The organism is Burkholderia ubonensis, from assembly GCF_001718695.1.
Lineage (GTDB): Bacteria > Pseudomonadota > Gammaproteobacteria > Burkholderiales > Burkholderiaceae > Burkholderia > Burkholderia ubonensis_B.
In genome coordinates this window covers 2,204,486-2,222,763 of sequence record NZ_CP013420.1, presented here as the reverse complement: position 1 = coordinate 2,222,763, position 18,278 = coordinate 2,204,486, and the positions used below count along the sequence as shown (strand labels likewise).

Sequence of the window (18,278 nt, the reverse complement as noted above, 5' to 3'; positions counted from 1 at the left end):
CCCGCCCGCTGCCGCCGGGCGTGCCGCGCCGCGCGCGTCAGGCCTTGTCCTGCACGACGCCGCGGCGGATCTGGTCGAGCTCGATCGACTCGAACAGCGCCTTGAAGTTGCCTTCGCCGAAGCCCTGGTTGCCCTTGCGCTGGATGATCTCGAAGAAGATCGGCCCGATCTGGTTCTCGGTGAAGATCTGCAGCAGCAGGTCGTCGCGCGCGCCGTCGATCAGGATCTTGCGCTTCTTCAGTTCGTCCAGCGGCTCGCCGTGGTTCGGCACGCGGCGGTCGACGAGCTCGTAGTACGTGTCGATCGTGTCGAGCAGCTTCACTTCCTTGCTGCGCAGGCCGTCGACCGCGCGATAGATGTCCGATGCGCCGAGCGCGATGTGCTGGATGCCTTCGCCGTGATACGCGTCCAGGTATTCCTGGATCTGGCCGGCTGTTTCCGAGCCTTCCTCGTTGATCGGGATGCGGATCTTGCCACACGGCGACGTCATCGCCTTCGACTTCACGCCGGTCACCTTGCCTTCGATGTCGAAGTAGCGCACTTCGCGGAAGTTGAACAGGCGCTCGTAGAACTCCGCCCATTCCTGCATGCGGCCGCGGTGCACGTTGTGCGTCAGGTGGTCGATGTAGGTGAGGCCGTGGCCGACCGGGTTCGGGTTCGCGCCGGGAATCGGCTCGAAGTCGACGTCATAGATGCTGATGTCGCCGATCGCGCCCGGCTGTGCGCCGTTCTTGCCGCGCCAGCGGTCGACGAAGTAGATCAGCGAATCGCCGATGCCCTTGATCGCCGGGATGTTCAGCTCCATCGGGCCGGTCTTGTTGTCGAAGCCCCATGCGCCGAGTTCGAGCGCGTGCCGGTAGGCCTTCGCGGCGTCCTGCACGCGGAATGCGATCGCGCAGATCGACGGGCCGTGCAGGCGCGCGAAGCGCTGCGCGAACGAATCCGGCTCCGCATTGATGATGAAGTTGATGTCGCCCTGGCGGTACACCGTCACGTCCTTGTGGCGATGGCGCGCGATCGCGGTGAAGCCCATCCGCTCGAACAGCTGGCCGAGCGCCTTCGGGTCCGGCGCGGTGTACTCGATGAATTCGAAGCCGTCGGTGCCGACGGGGTTGTCCCAGGTGGGGATCTGCATGCTTGTCTCCGGAGGCGCGCCGCGACGCGCGCGTTGAATCGATGTGTGTGCGACAAAGTGTAGCGGGCGAGGGGAGGCGGAAACTTGCGAACTTGATCGTGGCTGACTACGATGGCGCAATTTCCAGTCTTGTATTCTTGCTTGGGAGGCAGAAGATGGCGCAAGTGGAATTGGATGCCATCGATCGGCGGATTCTCGCGATTCTTCAGGAGAACGGCCGCCTGTCGAACCAGGAGATCGCCGAGCGCGTGAACCTGTCGCCGAGCCCGTGCCTGCGGCGGATTCGTCGGCTCGAGGAGATCGGCGTGATCACCGGCTATGTCGCGCTGCTCGATCCGCAGAAGCTCGGGCTAGATCTGCTCGCGTACGTCAGCGTGCGGCTCGAGAAGCGGGGCGGGCTCGCGCCGGTCCGCGCGGACGAGACGCCGGCGCGCGCCGGCGCGACGCATGCGGAGCTGTTTCGCGCGGCGGTGCAGACCTGGCCGGAGGTGGTCGCCTGCCATGCGATGACGGGGGACATGGATTACCTGCTGCGGGTGCAGGTCGAGGACATGGCGCACTTCTCCCGCTTCGTGCAGGAGCAGCTGCTGCACCATCCGTCGGTGATCGACGTGAAGACGAGCTTTTCGCTCGAATGCTTCAAGGAGACGACGGCGCTGCCGATTCGGTCGATCCGGTAGGGGGGCGCGATTGGAAGATGGGAAGCGCGACCGGGCACGCCGCGTCGGCGGGCCCGGTCGGCCGATGTCAGGCCGTCAGCGCGGCCGGCATCAGCGATTCGATGAACTTCGACGTGCGATGCGCCTGGCGCTTGAGCGCGTAGTCGAACACCGCGGCCTGTTCCTGCAGCATCTCGGCGATGATCGTCGAGTGGTCGGCGGGCGGCAGCGACAGGTACGCATCGGCTTCGCCGTACGCGTACTCGATCCGCATTCCGGACTTCTTCGCGATGTGCATCATCGTCGCGTTGCGCGACAGGCAATGCATGTACAGCATCGTCACGTGCGTGTTGCGGCTGCGGATCGCCGCGCGCTCGAACAGCTTCGAGCCGACGCCGCGGCCGCGCGCGCTTTCGAGCACCGACACGCCGAATTCGGCAGTGCGCTTGTCGCCCTCGGCGGGCAGGTAGGCCAGATGGCCGACGCCGATCAGCTCGAGCGCGTGATCGAACACGCCGAACACGGTGTCGCGGCCGAAATCGATCGTGCGGACATAGTTCTCGATCACGTGGTCGGGCACCACCTGGCCGAAGCGCAGCAGGCGATCGTCCTCGTCGAGCGAGAGAAAGTGGGTGAGCATCTGCTCACGGTCTTTGGAAGCCAGTTCCCTGACGAGAACCGGCGCAGCACCGGCGGTGCCGACGACATCGGCCGGGCCGCCGTGTGGATATGCGTGTTCATCGTGGGTTCCTCAATGTGTGACCGTACTGCGGGTTGTGCAATGCAGCAGCATTTTACCCGACAGCAGGCCCCCGGATTGGGGAAAACCCGTACTTGTTTTGGAAGGGTGTTCTAAATACGCTCAATTAAGCGCACAACTGTTTGATTTTTAATGATTAAAAAATTCATCATATGAAATATGTGGCGGGGTGTCGCAGTGTTTCCGCCACGCAACGCTTGCTGCTCCGCGGCAATCAGGCCGCCGACGACATTCCGCGCTCGATCATGTCGATCACTTGCTCGGCGAAGTCGCGGTAGCCGAGGCGCCCGCCCGGCTTGAGCCACGTGAACGTCCAGTTGATCATCCCGAACACCATCATCGTGACCGACGTCTGGTTTTCCTTCGAGATCCGCTCCGGATACGCGCGCGCGAGCTGGCGCGCGAAGGCCGCGACGATGTCGCGCTGGCGGTCCAGCACGATCTCGCGCTGCGCATCCTCGAGGTACTTCACGTCGTTGAGCAGCGCGACGTGGCGGCTGTGCGACGTCTCGTATTCGGCGAGGAACGCGCGCACGAGCTCCGCGAACGCCTCGCGCTCGGTGAGGCCGCGCCGCTGGCTGGTGCCTTCGACCTCGGCGATGATCAGCATCAGCCGCTTCGTGTAGCGGTCGAGCAGGTCGAACAGGATCGCTTCCTTGCTTTCGTAGTAGTGATAGAGCCGCGCCTTCGACGTGCCGCTTGCGGTGGCAAGGTCGGACATCGACGTGCTCGGGTAGCTCGTCTGCGCGAACTTTTGGGCGGCGAGATCGAGGATCTGCTCGCGCTGGGATTCGTGATCAGGGGCTCGGGTGCGGGCCATGGTCGAATGCGGGGATTAGCGTTGCGTCGCGGTGGCGCGGGCTGCGCGCACCTGCGTGGAATGGAGGTCGGCGGTGTCGTCCAGCAGCTCGAGGCGGCCGGCGGCGGCGAGTTCGCGGCAGCGCCACAGCGCGATCGAATCGCTGACGAACAGCCCGCCGCGATCCGCGTCGGCCATCACGCCGCCGGCGAGACGCCGCGCCGGCAGCCAGCCGTTCTCCGCATGCGCGAGGATCAGCGCATCGAGGTCGCCGTAGTGGCCGCTCTTGATCGTGTTGCTGACCCAGTAGCGGAGTTCGGCGTCCAGGTGCTTGGCTTCCTGCCATTCGAGCGCGAGCCGGCCGATGCGCAGCACCGAGATCGGGGCGGCTTCGGGCAGCTTCGCGAGCAGTTGCGCCGGCGAGAACATGCCGGTCGCGCACGCGCGGTCGGCGCGTGTCGACGCCGCGCCGAGATCGGCCTCCGACAGCCGCACTTCGTTCAGGCGCTGCGGCACGTTGCGCAGATGGTAGGCGACGCGCCGCAGCAGCAGCTTGTCGCCGACGCTCGGCGCGTGCCAGACGACCACTTGGCCGGTGTCCATCGCGAGCAGGTCGAGGCGCGCGAATTCGCGCTCGACTTCCGCCTTCCAGTCGGGAATCTGGTCGCCGAGCACGCGTTGCCAGAACGCGGCGCGGATCTCCGGCGTCTCGTCGACGCCCTTGAGCGGCCCGACGGCCAGGTCGTCGAGCAATCCGACGACGCGCTCGTCGCGCCCCGCCTGCGCGAGCGCCTCGCCGAGCGACGCGGCGGCGCTGCCGCCCTGAATCACGTGAATGGTACTCATCGGCCTGTCGTCAACAAAAGAGAACCGCCGGCCGGCCGGACTTGCATCGTCCGGCCGGCGGGCGGCCCCTAGTGTAAGCGAGTTGTGTGACGGCGAGAAACCGGCGGGCGGGCGACACCCGGTCGCGGACCCGGCGCCGCGCCGCTTGTTCAGCGTTCGTCGTAGCTGACCACGACCTTGTCGCTGACCGGATGGCACTGGCAGGTGAGCACGAAGCCGTCCTTCACCTCGCGCTCCTCGAGCGTGTAGTTCTTCTCCATCCGCACCTCGCCTTCGAGCACCTTTGCGCGGCACGTGCAGCACACGCCGCCCTTGCACGCATACGGCAGCGCGAGGCCGGCGCGCAGGCCGACGTCGAGCAGGCTCACGCCTTCGTACGGCAGCCGCAGCTTGCGCGTCTTGCCGTCGAGGACGATTTCGAGGTCGGCGGCGGGCGTCGCGTCGGTTATCTCGACGACCGGCACGCCGGCCTGCGGCAGCGGCGTGCCGAAGCGCTCGACGTGGACCTTCTCCTGCGGCACGCCGGCCGCCTTCAGCGCGGCCTCCGCCGCGTCCATCATCGGCGCGGGGCCGCAGATGAACGCCTCGTCGATCGAGTCGGCCGGCACCAGCGCGTCGAGGAACGCCGCGCACTTCGCCTGGTCGAGCACGCCGTTGAACAGCTCGACGTCCTGGAGGTCGTCGGACAGCACGTGATACAGCACGAAGCGGTTCATGTAGCGGTTCTTCAGGTCCTCGAGCTCCTCCGCGAACATGATCGCGTCGACGCTGCGGTTCCCGTAGATCAGCGTGAACGTGCTGCGCGGCTCGAGCTCGAGCGTCGTCTTGATGATTGCGAGCACCGGCGTGATTCCGGAGCCGCCCGAGAACGCGACGTACTGCTTGCCGTGCTCCGCGTTCAGGTGCGTGAAGAAGCGGCCGTCGGGCGTCATCACGTCGATCGTGTGGCCGGGCTTCAACGTGTCGAACGCGAAGTTCGAGAAGCGCCCGCCGCGCACGCGCTTGATGCCGATGCGCAATTCGCCGTCGCGGTCGTAGTCGGTCGTGCCGACGCAGATCGAATACGAGCGGCGCGTCTCTTCGCCGTCGATATGGGTCTTCAGCGTGACGAACTGGCCTTGCGTGAAGCGGTATGCATCGCGCAGCTCGGGCGGGATCTCGAAGGAGACGGTCACGGCGTCGGCGGTCTCGGGCCGCACGTCGCGGATACGCAGCGGATGGAATTGCGGGGTCGTCGGCCCCCGCCGGGCCGCCCCAAGGGGGCCGACCGCCCCCTCGGGGGGCAGCGAACGAAGAGAGCGTGGGGGTTGTGTCATTTCAGTAAGGTTTGAAATAGTCGAAGGGTTCGCGGCAGTCGACGCAGCGATACAGCGCCTTGCAGGCGGTCGACGCGAATTGCGCGAGCCGCTCGGTGCGCGCGGAGCCGCAGCGCGGGCAGGCGGGCGCCGCGACCGGCCGCGGCACGAAGCGAACGACGTTCTCGCGCGACGCGGCGCTGCCGCACTGGCCGACCGGCGGCGCGATCCCGTAGGCGCGCAGCTTGTCGCGCGCTTCCTGCGTGATCCAGTCGGTCGTCCATGCGGGCGCGAGCACGGTCTCGACGCGGTGAGGCGGCAGGCCGGCCTGCTGCATCGCGGCCGCGATGTCCTCGGCGATCTGCGACATCGCCGGGCAGCCCGAGTAGGTCGGGGTGATCACGACCTCGAGCCGGCCGTCGTCCGCGCGCCGGACGTCGCGCAGGATGCCCAGCTCGCGGATCGACACGACGGGGATTTCCGGATCGGGCACGGCCTCCAGCACTTCCCACGCCCGCGCGAGCAGCGGATCGGCGTGGCGCGGGGCGGGTGAGGCGGCGAGGGCGGATGAGGCGGACATCGCGAGGCTCCGTTTGACGTGCGCGTTACCAGGTCGCGCCCGGATGCTGGCGCGCGAGGCTCTGCATTTCGGCGAGCAGGTAGCCCATGTGCTCCGAGTGCTCGCCCTGCTTGCCGGTGGTGATGTGCTGGACGGGCGCCGGCAGCGTCAGCGTCGCGTCGGCGAGCGCGTCGTCGACGTCGGCGCGCCACGCGGCTTCGAGCGCGGCCGGCGCCGGGCCGATGCGCTGCGCGGCGATCGCGTCGTCCACCTGGTCCGCCGCGAAGAACTCGCGCGTATACGGGGTCAGGTAGTCGAGCGCGGCCTGCGCGCGGCGGTGCGATTCGTCGGTGCCGTCGCCGAGCCGCACCAGCCACTCGCGCGCGTGGTGCAGGTGATAGCGGGTCTCCTTCACCGATTTCGCGGCGATGGCGGCCAGCGTCGCGTCGGTCGACGTTTCGAGCGCGCTCCACATGTGCAGCATCAGCGCCGCGTAGAGGAAGTTGCGCACGATCGTCACCGCGTAGTCCTTGTCGGCGTGCGCGGTGCCCGACACCGGGCCGTAATGCGGCAGCTCGGCGAGCGTGAAGTTCGCGAACTCGCGTTCCGTGCGGAAGTACGCGTAGTCGTCCTCGGTCTTCGCCGCGCCGTTGAGCTGGCGTTCGAGGTCGGCCGCGTGCGTATACAGCATCCGCGCCTGGCCGATGAGGTCGAGGCTCATGTTGGTCAGTGCGATGTCTTCTTCGAGAATCGGGCCGTGACCGCACCATTCGGCGTTGCGCTGACCGAGGATCAGCGCGTTGTCCGCAAGGCGCAGCACGTAGCAGAGGTGTTCGGGCGTGATCGTCATGGGGCGGGCGTTACATGTGGTTGACTTCATCGGGCAGCGTGTAGAACGTCGGGTGGCGATAGATCTTGTCGCCCGCCGGCTCGAACAGCTCGGCCTTCTCGTTCGGATCCGACGCGGTGATCGCCGACGACGGCACCACCCAGATGCTCACGCCTTCCTGGCGGCGCGTGTAGACGTCGCGCGCCATGCGCAGCGCCATCGACGCGTCGGCGGCGTGCAGGCTGCCGCAATGCTTGTGGTCGAGGCCTTGCTTGCTGCGCACGAACACTTCCCAGATCGGCCATTCCTTGTTCATCACTCTCTCCTGAATCTGAATTCGATGGTTGCCGCTCAGGCGGCTTGCTGCTCGGCGCGGGCGCGGCGCTTCGCTTCGTGCGCGAGCGCGGCTTCGCGCACCCACGCGCCGTCGTCGTGCGCCTTCACGCGGGTCGCGAGGCGCTCCCGGTTGCACGGGCCGTCGCCGTTGACGACGCGCCAGAATTCGTCCCAGTCGATCGCGCCGTAGTCGTAATGGCCGCGCGCGTCGTTCCATTTCAGGTCGGGATCGGGCAGCGTCACGCCGAGCACCTTCGCCTGCTCGACGGTCGCATCGACGAATTTCTGCCGCAGGTCGTCGTTCGTGATCCGCTTGATGCCCCATTTGGCCGACTGGTTGCTGTGGACGGAGTCGGCATCGCTCGGGCCGAACATCATCAGCACCGGCCACCACCAGCGGTTCACCGCCTGCTGGACCATCGCGCGCTGGGCGTCGGAGCCCTTCATCATCGACAGCAGCGCGTCGAAGCCCTGGCGCTGGTGGAACGACTCCTCCTTGCATACGCGAATCATCGCGCGCGCATACGGGCCGTACGTGCAGCGGCACAGCGGGATCTGGTTCATGATCGCGGCGCCGTCGACGAGCCAGCCGATCACGCCGACGTCCGCCCAGGTCGGCGTCGGATAGTTGAAGATGCTCGAGTATTTCGCCTTGCCGGCGTGCAGCGCATCGATCAGCGCGTCGCGCGACACGCCGAGCGTTTCGGCCGCGCTGTACAGATAGAGGCCGTGGCCGGCTTCGTCCTGCACTTTCGCGAGCAGGATCGCCTTGCGCTTGAGGCTCGGCGCGCGCGAGATCCAGTTGCCTTCCGGCAGCATGCCGACGACTTCCGAGTGCGCGTGCTGCGAAATCTGGCGGATCAGCGTCTTGCGATAGGCGTCGGGCATCCAGTCCTGCGGCTCGATCTTGCCGTCCGCGGCCATGACCGCGTCGAACCGCGCCTGCTCGGGCGACTCGGCGGCGGCGTCGAGCGGGGCGACGTTGCCGGGGATGTCGAGGGATTGCGTGTACATGGCGAGGCTCTCGTCCGGTTGAATGTGTGCGAAGTATAAACCAACCGACCGGTCGGTTAATATATTTTGCATGGATTCACGGCGAGATGCGGGTAAACGACAGGTGTCGCGGCGAGAGGGGATTGCGTCCGATTTATGGTGCGCTGCGTGACGGGAGCCGGTTCTGCGGCACAATGCCCGCTTTCCTATAAGGATCTTGCCGATGTCATTTCGAAGTGGTTTCGTCGCGGCGCTGGTGGGCGCGTCCGTATTCCTGTCGCCGGTTGCGGCGTCCGCCGCACCGGGCGGATGGGTTGCCGCCTGGGCCACCGCGCTGCAGCCGATTCCGGATCTTGCCTCGCCGCCGCCGCTTTATCGCGCGCCCGACGTGGCGGGCAGGACGGTCCGGCAGATCGTCTACCCGACGGTATCGGGGCGGGCCGCGCGAATCCGCGTGAGCAACGCGTACGGGCATGCGCCGCTCCAGATCGACGCGGCGAGCCTGGCGCCGGCGGGCGACGGTGCGGCGCTTGCGGGTGGTGCAGTCGCGGTGCGGTTCGGCGGGCGGGCGTCGGTGACGCTGGCGCCGGGGCAGGAAATCGAAAGCGATCCGGTGACGATCGACGTGGCGACCGGTCGGCCTTATGCGGTCAGCCTGTATATGGGAGCGCGACAGCGGATGACGGTCTGGCACCGCGTGTCGAACCAGGTCAATTACGTATCGGAGGCCGGCGACCACACGAAGGACGCTGGCGCTGGCGCGTTTCGAACCCGATTTACCCAATATGCGTGGGTGACGGAACTCGCGGTCGAGGCCGGGCCCGCGCGCGCGAGCGTCGCGGCGATCGGCGATTCGATCACCGACGGGCTGCGCTCGAGCCTGAACCGGAACCGCCGCTGGCCGGACGCGCTGGCGCGCCGGCTGGCGGGGTCGGACGCGGTCGGCGTGGTGAATCTGGGTATCAGCGGCAACCGGCTGCTCAGTGATTCGGCCTGCTACGGCACGTCGCTGCAATCCCGCTTCGAGCGCGACGCGCTATCGCGCTCGGGGGTGAAGGCGGCGATCCTGCTGATCGGCATCAACGACATCAACTTTGCGACGATGCCGCCTCGCGCCGGTCTCGATTGCGATCATCCGCATACGCAGGTGACCGCGGCGTCGCTGATCGACGGCTATCGCCGGCTGATCGATGCAGCGCATCGCCAGGGCGTAAGGATCTTCGGCGCGACGCTCACGCCGGCGGCGCTGCCGGCCGGACGTGAAGCGATCCGGCTGGAGGTGAATCGCTGGATCCGGAGCGGCGGGGCGTTCGACGGTATCGTCGATTTCGACGAGGCGCTGCGCGATCCCGCTCGCCCGAACGTGCTGCAGCGTCGCTACGATAGCGGCGACGGCATTCATCCGAGCGATGCCGGCTATGCGGCGATGGCGGACGCGGTGCCGTTGGAGCAATTGCGGGCGGCGGTGGCCGGTAACTGAGTTGCCTGCACCTACTCTATCTATATAGAGAACGACGCGGCGCCGAGGTATTGCCGGTCTAACCTGAGCCCCCCATGCGGCAGCGTGCGGGGCTTTTTCAAAATATTTTCACAAAAGGGGTTGCATTGCGAGGGGCGGGTGCCTAGAATCACGCCTCTTTCGCGCTGACGGCAACGCGGCGCGGAAGAAGAAGGGAAGCGGTGCGGTTGGGGTGGTTGTAGTGACCCGAACGCACACGAAGCTGAACCCCTCACCGTCACAACGAAGCAGTTCAAAAAGTTGTTGACGAGTGAAGAAAGACGGTTCATAATCTCGTTTCTCTGCTGCTGACAACGCAGCGCTGCTGAGAAAGACGAAGTGCTTCTCGCAGATGTGCTCTTTAAAAATTAACAGCCGATAAGTGTGGGCGCTTGATCGAAGCGAGCCGATCGTCAGATCGGATTGGCAAAAGTATCAAGAGTCTCACACTAAAGTAAGTCAGGTTTATGAAGCAATTCATATTCCTGTCAGCTTTGAGTGAGCGACCGGTTCTTAACGGAACCGAAAACAGTAACAGGTTTAAACTGAAGAGTTTGATCCTGGCTCAGATTGAACGCTGGCGGCATGCCTTACACATGCAAGTCGAACGGCAGCACGGGCTTCGGCCTGGTGGCGAGTGGCGAACGGGTGAGTAATACATCGGAACATGTCCTGTAGTGGGGGATAGCCCGGCGAAAGCCGGATTAATACCGCATACGATCCACGGATGAAAGCGGGGGACCTTCGGGCCTCGCGCTATAGGGTTGGCCGATGGCTGATTAGCTAGTTGGTGGGGTAAAGGCCTACCAAGGCGACGATCAGTAGCTGGTCTGAGAGGACGACCAGCCACACTGGGACTGAGACACGGCCCAGACTCCTACGGGAGGCAGCAGTGGGGAATTTTGGACAATGGGCGAAAGCCTGATCCAGCAATGCCGCGTGTGTGAAGAAGGCCTTCGGGTTGTAAAGCACTTTTGTCCGGAAAGAAATCCTTGGCTCTAATACAGTCGGGGGATGACGGTACCGGAAGAATAAGCACCGGCTAACTACGTGCCAGCAGCCGCGGTAATACGTAGGGTGCAAGCGTTAATCGGAATTACTGGGCGTAAAGCGTGCGCAGGCGGTTTGCTAAGACCGATGTGAAATCCCCGGGCTCAACCTGGGAACTGCATTGGTGACTGGCAGGCTAGAGTATGGCAGAGGGGGGTAGAATTCCACGTGTAGCAGTGAAATGCGTAGAGATGTGGAGGAATACCGATGGCGAAGGCAGCCCCCTGGGCCAATACTGACGCTCATGCACGAAAGCGTGGGGAGCAAACAGGATTAGATACCCTGGTAGTCCACGCCCTAAACGATGTCAACTAGTTGTTGGGGATTCATTTCCTTAGTAACGTAGCTAACGCGTGAAGTTGACCGCCTGGGGAGTACGGTCGCAAGATTAAAACTCAAAGGAATTGACGGGGACCCGCACAAGCGGTGGATGATGTGGATTAATTCGATGCAACGCGAAAAACCTTACCTACCCTTGACATGGTCGGAATCCTGAAGAGATTCGGGAGTGCTCGAAAGAGAACCGGCGCACAGGTGCTGCATGGCTGTCGTCAGCTCGTGTCGTGAGATGTTGGGTTAAGTCCCGCAACGAGCGCAACCCTTGTCCTTAGTTGCTACGCAAGAGCACTCTAAGGAGACTGCCGGTGACAAACCGGAGGAAGGTGGGGATGACGTCAAGTCCTCATGGCCCTTATGGGTAGGGCTTCACACGTCATACAATGGTCGGAACAGAGGGTTGCCAACCCGCGAGGGGGAGCTAATCCCAGAAAACCGATCGTAGTCCGGATTGCACTCTGCAACTCGAGTGCATGAAGCTGGAATCGCTAGTAATCGCGGATCAGCATGCCGCGGTGAATACGTTCCCGGGTCTTGTACACACCGCCCGTCACACCATGGGAGTGGGTTTTACCAGAAGTGGCTAGTCTAACCGCAAGGAGGACGGTCACCACGGTAGGATTCATGACTGGGGTGAAGTCGTAACAAGGTAGCCGTATCGGAAGGTGCGGCTGGATCACCTCCTTTCCAGAGCTTATCGCAAAGTTGAGCGCTCACGCTTATCGGCTGTAAATTAGGACAGACTCAGGGGTCTGTAGCTCAGTCGGTTAGAGCACCGTCTTGATAAGGCGGGGGTCGTTGGTTCGAATCCAACCAGACCCACCATTGTCTGGCGTGGAAACCTGGGGCATCTCTGTATGGGGGCATAGCTCAGCTGGGAGAGCACCTGCTTTGCAAGCAGGGGGTCGTCGGTTCGATCCCGTCTGCCTCCACCAATCCTCAATGCCAAGAGTTTGCTGAAAAAAACAGCGAGCGCTTTGCATTGGCGATTGAGCCAGTCAGAGTGATGCAGTAAACCATATCGGCTGTCGTTCTTTAACAATCTGGAAGAAGTAAGTAATTTGGATAGCGGAAGCGTCTCTGAGATGGACGTGGAAACTATCCGGGTTGTGATTGTATCGATGTATCTCAAGATGATTCGAACTTCATGTTCGGCTCAATTGGAATACGGCACAACGCGAGAACTCAACCTGTAACGAGACAGACTCGTTATAGGGTCAAGCGAACAAGTGCATGTGGTGGATGCCTTGGCGATCACAGGCGATGAAGGACGCGGTAGCCTGCGAAAAGCTACGGGGAGCTGGCAAACAAGCTTTGATCCGTAGATGTCCGAATGGGGAAACCCACTCCGTATGGAGTATCCATGGCTGAATACATAGGCCATGCGAAGCGAACGCGGTGAACTGAAACATCTAAGTAACCGCAGGAAAAGAAATCAACCGAGATTCCCAAAGTAGTGGCGAGCGAAATGGGATGAGCCTTGTACTCTTTATTTGTATTGTTAGCCGAACGCTCTGGAAAGTGCGGCCATAGCAGGTGATAGCCCTGTAGGCGAAAACAGTATGAAAGAACTAGGTGTACGACAAGTAGGGCGGGACACGTGAAATCCTGTCTGAAGATGGGGGGACCATCCTCCAAGGCTAAATACTCGTGATCGACCGATAGTGAACCAGTACCGTGAGGGAAAGGCGAAAAGAACCCCGGGAGGGGAGTGAAATAGATCCTGAAACCGCATGCATACAAACAGTCGGAGCCTCGTAAGGGGTGACGGCGTACCTTTTGTATAATGGGTCAGCGACTTACGTTCAGTAGCAAGCTTAACCGTATAGGGCAGGCGTAGCGAAAGCGAGTCCGAATAGGGCGTTCAGTTGCTGGGCGTAGACCCGAAACCAGGTGATCTATCCATGGCCAGGATGAAGGTGCGGTAACACGTACTGGAGGTCCGAACCCACTAACGTTGAAAAGTTAGGGGATGAGCTGTGGATAGGGGTGAAAGGCTAAACAAACCTGGAAATAGCTGGTTCTCTCCGAAAACTATTTAGGTAGTGCCTCGTGTCTCACCTTCGGGGGTAGAGCACTGTCATGGTTGGGGGGTCTATTGCAGATTACCCCGCCATAGCAAACTCCGAATACCGAAGAGTGCAATCACGGGAGACAGACATCGGGTGCTAACGTCCGGTGTCAAGAGGGAAACAACCCAGACCGCCAGCTAAGGTCCCCAAATATAGCTAAGTGGGAAACGAAGTGGGAAGGCTAAAACAGTCAGGAGGTTGGCTTAGAAGCAGCCACCCTTTAAAGAAAGCGTAATAGCTCACTGATCGAGTCGTCCTGCGCGGAAGATGTAACGGGGCTAAGCTATATACCGAAGCTGCGGATGCGAGCTTTGCTCGCATGGTAGGAGAGCGTTCCGTAAGCCTGCGAAGGTGCCTTGTAAAGGGTGCTGGAGGTATCGGAAGTGCGAATGCTGACATGAGTAGCGATAAAGGGGGTGAAAGGCCCCCTCGCCGTAAGCCCAAGGTTTCCTACGCAACGTTCATCGGCGTAGGGTGAGTCGGCCCCTAAGGCGAGGCAGAAATGCGTAGCTGATGGGAAGCAGGTCAATATTCCTGCACCATTGTTAGATGCGATGGGGGGACGGATCGCGGAAGGTTGTCCGGGTGTTGGAAGTCCCGGTCGCTGCATTGGAGAAGGCACTTAGGCAAATCCGGGTGCGTAATTCAAGGGTGTGGCGCGAGCTCCTTCGGGAGCGAAGCAATTGGAAGTGGTTCCAAGAAAAGCCTCTAAGCTTCAGTCTAACGATGACCGTACCGCAAACCGACACAGGTGGGCGAGATGAGTATTCTAAGGCGCTTGAGAGAACTCGGGAGAAGGAACTCGGCAAATTGGTACCGTAACTTCGGGATAAGGTACGCCCTTGTAGCTTGACTGGCCTGCGCCAGGAGGGTGAAGGGGTTGCAATAAACTGGTGGCTGCGACTGTTTAATAAAAACACAGCACTCTGCAAACACGAAAGTGGACGTATAGGGTGTGACGCCTGCCCGGTGCCGGAAGATTAAATGATGGGGTGCAAGCTCTTGATTGAAGTCCCGGTAAACGGCGGCCGTAACTATAACGGTCCTAAGGTAGCGAAATTCCTTGTCGGGTAAGTTCCGACCTGCACGAATGGCGTAACGATGGCCACACTGTCTCCTCCCGAGACTCAGCGAAGTTGAAGTGTTTGTGATGATGCAATCTACCCGCGGCTAGACGGAAAGACCCCATGAACCTTTACTGTAGCTTTGCATTGGACTTTGAACCGATCTGTGTAGGATAGGTGGGAGGCTATGAAACCGGAACGCTAGTTTCGGTGGAGCCGTCCTTGAAATACCACCCTGGTTTGTTTGAGGTTCTAACCTTGGCCCGTGATCCGGGTCGGGGACAGTGCATGGTAGGCAGTTTGACTGGGGCGGTCTCCTCCCAAAGCGTAACGGAGGAGTACGAAGGTACGCTAGGTACGGTCGGAAATCGTGCTGATAGTGCAATGGCATAAGCGTGCTTAACTGCGAGACCGACAAGTCGAGCAGGTGCGAAAGCAGGTCATAGTGATCCGGTGGTTCTGTATGGAAGGGCCATCGCTCAACGGATAAAAGGTACTCTGGGGATAACAGGCTGATACCGCCCAAGAGTTCATATCGACGGCGGTGTTTGGCACCTCGATGTCGGCTCATCTCATCCTGGGGCTGTAGCCGGTCCCAAGGGTATGGCTGTTCGCCATTTAAAGAGGTACGTGAGCTGGGTTTAAAACGTCGTGAGACAGTTTGGTCCCTATCTGCCGTGGGCGTTGGATATTTGAAGGGGGCTGCTCCTAGTACGAGAGGACCGGAGTGGACGAACCTCTGGTGTACCGGTTGTGACGCCAGTCGCATCGCCGGGTAGCTATGTTCGGAAGAGATAACCGCTGAAAGCATCTAAGCGGGAAACTCGCCTTAAGATGAGATATCCCTGGGGACTTGATCCCCTTGAAGGGTCGTTCGAGACCAGGACGTTGATAGGTCGGGTGTGTAAGCGCAGTAATGCGTTCAGCTAACCGATACTAATTGCCCGTAAGGCTTGATCCTATAACAAGGCTGTTTTAGAGCGGTTGAATGACCGCGATGTGTGCGATACGCACAACCTCAAGATTACTGCTTCTTCCCAGATTGGTTCTGTTGGCCCAAGCCAGCAGGACAACCCTCTTTGCCTGATGACCATAGCGAGTCGGTCCCACCCCTTCCCATCCCGAACAGGACCGTGAAACGACTCTACGCCGATGATAGTGCGGATTCCCGTGTGAAAGTAGGTAATCGTCAGGCTCCCCCTAGCCAGAAACCCCCGCCCGAAAGGCGGGGGTTTTTGCATTCGCGCCACGGAAAAGTCTTATGCCTTCGTGACTTGGTAGTAAGCTCTGCTGCCAGCGTGTCGCCCGAGGTCCCCTGCCTACATATATCGATCAGCCGCCCCAGCGGACGACGCATCGACAGGCCGAGAACGGATGCCTGTAGGCACAGCGCTAAGCAGTACACCCTCCCGGCTACCTGCTCCCTATAGTCACTTCGGCAGTCCGAACTGCGGGTTAATCTTGTGCTGCCCGCCAGAGCATGGTGCCGCTTGAGTGCGTCCCTCGGGCGGTCGGTAGCTCCTCGGAAATCGAACGGGTTATCGGCCCGCTGGACATCTATCGCTTCCAGCGATGGTGCACCACACCCCGCGATATCCGGACGCGTACTGCAATGAACTGCGGCCGATTTCCGATATCTCCCTCCGGCGACGAGCCGCAGCTGCGGTCCGTTCCGTCAAGATTTAGGGCTTGGCCGGCCGCGACCTGGTGGTCTCAGTCCGTGCAGCATGGGCGGCCCGGTGGCGTGTCCACGACATCGTCACTTGAGGGCGGCCAGGGTGGCGCGTAAGAGCGTGCACGGTGGGCACGTGTAGGTCGGGGCGAAGTTGTGCTGCCGATGTTTTGTGCCTTGGGCGCCTGCTATTACTCGATTGCGCCGACCGGGAGTGGCCTAGCCGGAGGCATTTTCAGCTCGATCGGCGTATGGCGACCGTCCTAACGGTCGCCATACAGCGAACTATGGCTGCACGGGCACTGGGGGGGCTGCTTATAACGCGCCCCAGCCATCGCCGACGAAGAGCGCGTCCGCCGTCGTGCGGAGATCACGCGCTTCGTAGCGTGCGCGAGCAACAGCGGATCTGCGATCCCAGCTCCAGCACAACGAAGCGCATTATGTCGAGCCCGTCTCCACGACATCCGAACCGCCGCCAAACACTCCAACCGACGCCGTTCCAATTGCCCGGCATGGAAATTGCGAAATTTTTTCGTCTACCTGCTTGGCATTCCGGGCAGGAGGTCGTATGATGGCGGTCTTTCGTTTTCAGCAAAGATGCAAATCGCTGCTGAAGACGGGGTCTGACGAAGATGTGGACGCCGATCGGCGGTCCTCTCGAGCTTGCCTTTAGCCGGGCGAGTGCGGGCGTCGGGTGTGTCGGTCTGGTGCCTGGAAGAGAATGAAAATAATCTTCGCGGTGTGCTTGACAAAGGTTCGATGCACCTCCATAATCGTCAGTTCTCTACGGAGGGGTGCCCGAGTGGCTAAAGGGGGCAGACTGTAAATCTGTTGGCTTACGCCTACGTTGGTTCGAATCCAACCTCCTCCACCAAGACATCAACGCAGAGAGCGGTAGGGAATCGTTAGTGGCCCGCGCGGGTGTAGCTCAATGGTAGAGCAGAAGCCTTCCAAGCTTACGACGAGGGTTCGATTCCCTTCACCCGCTCCAGTCTGTGCAGTTGAAGCATGAAATCGCCCATGTGGCTCAGTGGTAGAGCACTCCCTTGGTAAGGGAGAGGTCGGCAGTTCGATCCTGCCCATGGGCACCAGCAGTATAGTCAGTGTCTGTTTGCGCGCGGCGCAACATGTGAAATTCCTTTCGGGAGTTGAAAATGGCCAAGGAAAAATTCGAGCGGACCAAGCCGCACGTGAACGTTGGTACGATTGGTCACGTTGACCACGGCAAGACGACGCTGACGGCGGCGATCACGACCGTGCTGACGAAGAAGTTCGGCGGCGAGGCGAAGGCATACGACCAGATCGACGCGGCGCCGGAAGAAAAGGCGCGCGGCATCACGATCAACACCGCGCACGTCGAGTACGAAACGGCGAACCGCCACTACGCGCACGTCGACTGCCCGGGCCACGCCGACTACGTGAAGAACATGATCACGGGCGCGGCGCAGATGGACGGCGCAATCCTGGTGTGCTCGGCAGCAGACGGCCCGATGCCGCAAACGCGTGAGCACATCCTGCTGGCGCGTCAGGTTGGCGTTCCGTACATCATCGTGTTCCTGAACAAGTGCGACATGGTGGACGACGCTGAACTGCTCGAGCTGGTCGAGATGGAAGTTCGCGAGCTGCTGTCGAAGTACGACTTCCCGGGCGACGACACGCCGATCGTGAAGGGTTCGGCCAAGCTGGCGCTGGAAGGCGACACGGGCGAGCTGGGCGAAGTGGCGATCATGAACCTGGCAGACGCACTGGACACGTACATCCCGACGCCGGAGCGTGCAGTTGACGGCGCGTTCCTGATGCCGGTGGAAGACGTGTTCTCGATCTCGGGTCGCGGCACGGTGGTGACGGGTCGCGTCGAGCGCGGCATCGTGAAGGTCGGCGAGGAAATCGAAATCGTCGGTATCAAGCCGACGGTGAAGACGACCTGCACGGGCGTGGAAATGTTCCGCAAGCTGCTGGACCAGGGTCAGGCAGGCGACAACGTCGGTATCCTGCTGCGCGGCACGAAGCGTGAAGACGTGGAGCGCGGCCAGGTTCTGGCGAAGCCGGGTTCGATCACGCCGCACACGCACTTCACGGCTGAAGTGTACGTGCTGAGCAAGGACGAAGGCGGCCGTCACACGCCGTTCTTCAACAACTACCGTCCGCAGTTCTACTTCCGTACGACGGACGTGACGGGCTCGATCGAGCTGCCGAAGGACAAGGAAATGGTGATGCCGGGCGACAACGTGTCGATCACGGTGAAGCTGATTGCGCCGATCGCGATGGAAGAAGGTCTGCGCTTCGCAATCCGCGAAGGCGGCCGCACCGTCGGTGCAGGCGTCGTCGCCAAGATCATCGAGTAAGCCAGTTATTCGTTGATCGACAGTTTTGGG

The 18,278-nt window shown here is 61.8% G+C and carries 11 protein-coding genes, 5 tRNA genes, 3 rRNA genes and 1 pseudogene; 11 read left to right on the top strand and 9 right to left on the bottom strand.

The genetic code is table 11. The annotated features are described in order from the left end of the window. Positions 1 to 37: 37 nt before the first annotated feature. Positions 38 to 1,135 (bottom strand): 4-hydroxyphenylpyruvate dioxygenase, encoded by a 1,098-nt coding sequence (gene hppD / locus WJ35_RS10225; RefSeq protein WP_045566820.1) that lies wholly within the window; start codon positions 1,133 to 1,135, stop codon positions 38 to 40. Between the two features lie 155 nt (positions 1,136 to 1,290). Here hppD and WJ35_RS10220 point away from each other — a divergent pair, with 155 nt between their 5' ends. Next, the gene (locus WJ35_RS10220; protein ID WP_060234787.1) at positions 1,291 to 1,815 is read left to right on the top strand and encodes an Lrp/AsnC family transcriptional regulator; all 525 of its coding nucleotides are present in this window, start codon (positions 1,291 to 1,293) and stop codon (positions 1,813 to 1,815) included. Between the two features lie 67 nt (positions 1,816 to 1,882). On the opposite strand, the pseudogene WJ35_RS10215 reads toward WJ35_RS10220, so the two are convergent. From WJ35_RS10215 to paaA, 8 genes and pseudogenes are all read right to left on the bottom strand, one after another. Then, positions 1,883 to 2,587 (bottom strand): annotated as a pseudogene (locus WJ35_RS10215) (GNAT family N-acetyltransferase). 181 nt (positions 2,588 to 2,768) lie between these two features. Then, complete coding sequence (locus tag WJ35_RS10210; RefSeq protein WP_010092962.1) at positions 2,769 to 3,374, bottom strand: TetR/AcrR family transcriptional regulator; 606 nt, start codon at positions 3,372 to 3,374, stop codon at positions 2,769 to 2,771. Positions 3,375 to 3,389: 15 nt separating this feature from the next. Continuing rightward, positions 3,390 to 4,199: a DUF1835 domain-containing protein gene (locus WJ35_RS10205; protein WP_060234788.1), complete on the bottom strand. Its 810-nt coding sequence runs from the start codon at positions 4,197 to 4,199 to the stop codon at positions 3,390 to 3,392. Positions 4,200 to 4,348: 149 nt separating this feature from the next. After that, on the bottom strand, positions 4,349 to 5,485 hold the full coding sequence (gene paaE / locus WJ35_RS10200) for a 1,2-phenylacetyl-CoA epoxidase subunit PaaE (protein ID WP_060234801.1): 1,137 nt from the start codon (positions 5,483 to 5,485) through the stop codon (positions 4,349 to 4,351). A gap of 31 nt (positions 5,486 to 5,516) precedes the next feature. Next, positions 5,517 to 6,074 carry a 1,2-phenylacetyl-CoA epoxidase subunit PaaD gene (gene paaD, locus WJ35_RS10195; RefSeq protein ID WP_010092959.1) on the bottom strand — a complete coding sequence of 186 codons (558 nt, stop codon included), beginning with the start codon at positions 6,072 to 6,074 and terminating at the stop codon, positions 5,517 to 5,519. Between the two features lie 25 nt (positions 6,075 to 6,099). Then, positions 6,100 to 6,903, bottom strand: coding sequence for a 1,2-phenylacetyl-CoA epoxidase subunit PaaC (paaC, locus tag WJ35_RS10190; protein ID WP_060234789.1), 804 nt, complete (start codon positions 6,901 to 6,903; stop codon positions 6,100 to 6,102). Between the two features lie 10 nt (positions 6,904 to 6,913). Then, the gene (paaB, locus tag WJ35_RS10185; protein WP_010092957.1) at positions 6,914 to 7,198 is read right to left on the bottom strand and encodes a 1,2-phenylacetyl-CoA epoxidase subunit PaaB; all 285 of its coding nucleotides are present in this window, start codon (positions 7,196 to 7,198) and stop codon (positions 6,914 to 6,916) included. Between the two features lie 35 nt (positions 7,199 to 7,233). Beyond that, positions 7,234 to 8,232: a 1,2-phenylacetyl-CoA epoxidase subunit PaaA gene (paaA, locus tag WJ35_RS10180; protein ID WP_059962594.1), complete on the bottom strand. Its 999-nt coding sequence runs from the start codon at positions 8,230 to 8,232 to the stop codon at positions 7,234 to 7,236. 202 nt (positions 8,233 to 8,434) lie between these two features. On the opposite strand from paaA, the gene WJ35_RS10175 reads away from it, so the two are divergent. From WJ35_RS10175 to tuf, 10 genes are all read left to right on the top strand, one after another. After that, positions 8,435 to 9,691 (top strand): SGNH/GDSL hydrolase family protein, encoded by a 1,257-nt coding sequence (locus WJ35_RS10175; protein WP_069239106.1) that lies wholly within the window; start codon positions 8,435 to 8,437, stop codon positions 9,689 to 9,691. Positions 9,692 to 10,251: 560 nt separating this feature from the next. Further along, a 16S ribosomal RNA gene (locus WJ35_RS10170) occupies positions 10,252 to 11,782 on the top strand. Between the two features lie 61 nt (positions 11,783 to 11,843). Continuing rightward, positions 11,844 to 11,920 (top strand) — tRNA-Ile (locus tag WJ35_RS10165). Between the two features lie 34 nt (positions 11,921 to 11,954). Further along, positions 11,955 to 12,030, top strand: a tRNA-Ala gene (locus WJ35_RS10160). A gap of 280 nt (positions 12,031 to 12,310) precedes the next feature. After that, positions 12,311 to 15,192, top strand: a 23S ribosomal RNA gene (locus tag WJ35_RS10155). Positions 15,193 to 15,313: 121 nt separating this feature from the next. Beyond that, a 5S ribosomal RNA gene (rrf, locus tag WJ35_RS10150) occupies positions 15,314 to 15,426 on the top strand. Together the 16S, 23S and 5S rRNA genes with 2 tRNA genes alongside form the textbook arrangement of a ribosomal RNA operon. 1,265 nt (positions 15,427 to 16,691) lie before the next feature. Further along, a tRNA-Tyr gene (locus WJ35_RS10145) sits at positions 16,692 to 16,777 on the top strand. 43 nt (positions 16,778 to 16,820) lie between these two features. Next, positions 16,821 to 16,894: transfer RNA gene (locus tag WJ35_RS10140), tRNA-Gly, on the top strand. A gap of 25 nt (positions 16,895 to 16,919) precedes the next feature. Then, positions 16,920 to 16,994, top strand: a tRNA-Thr gene (locus WJ35_RS10135). Positions 16,995 to 17,057: 63 nt separating this feature from the next. Continuing rightward, positions 17,058 to 18,248 carry an elongation factor Tu gene (gene tuf, locus WJ35_RS10130; protein ID WP_011882996.1) on the top strand — a complete coding sequence of 397 codons (1,191 nt, stop codon included), beginning with the start codon at positions 17,058 to 17,060 and terminating at the stop codon, positions 18,246 to 18,248. Positions 18,249 to 18,278: the final 30 nt, after the last annotated feature.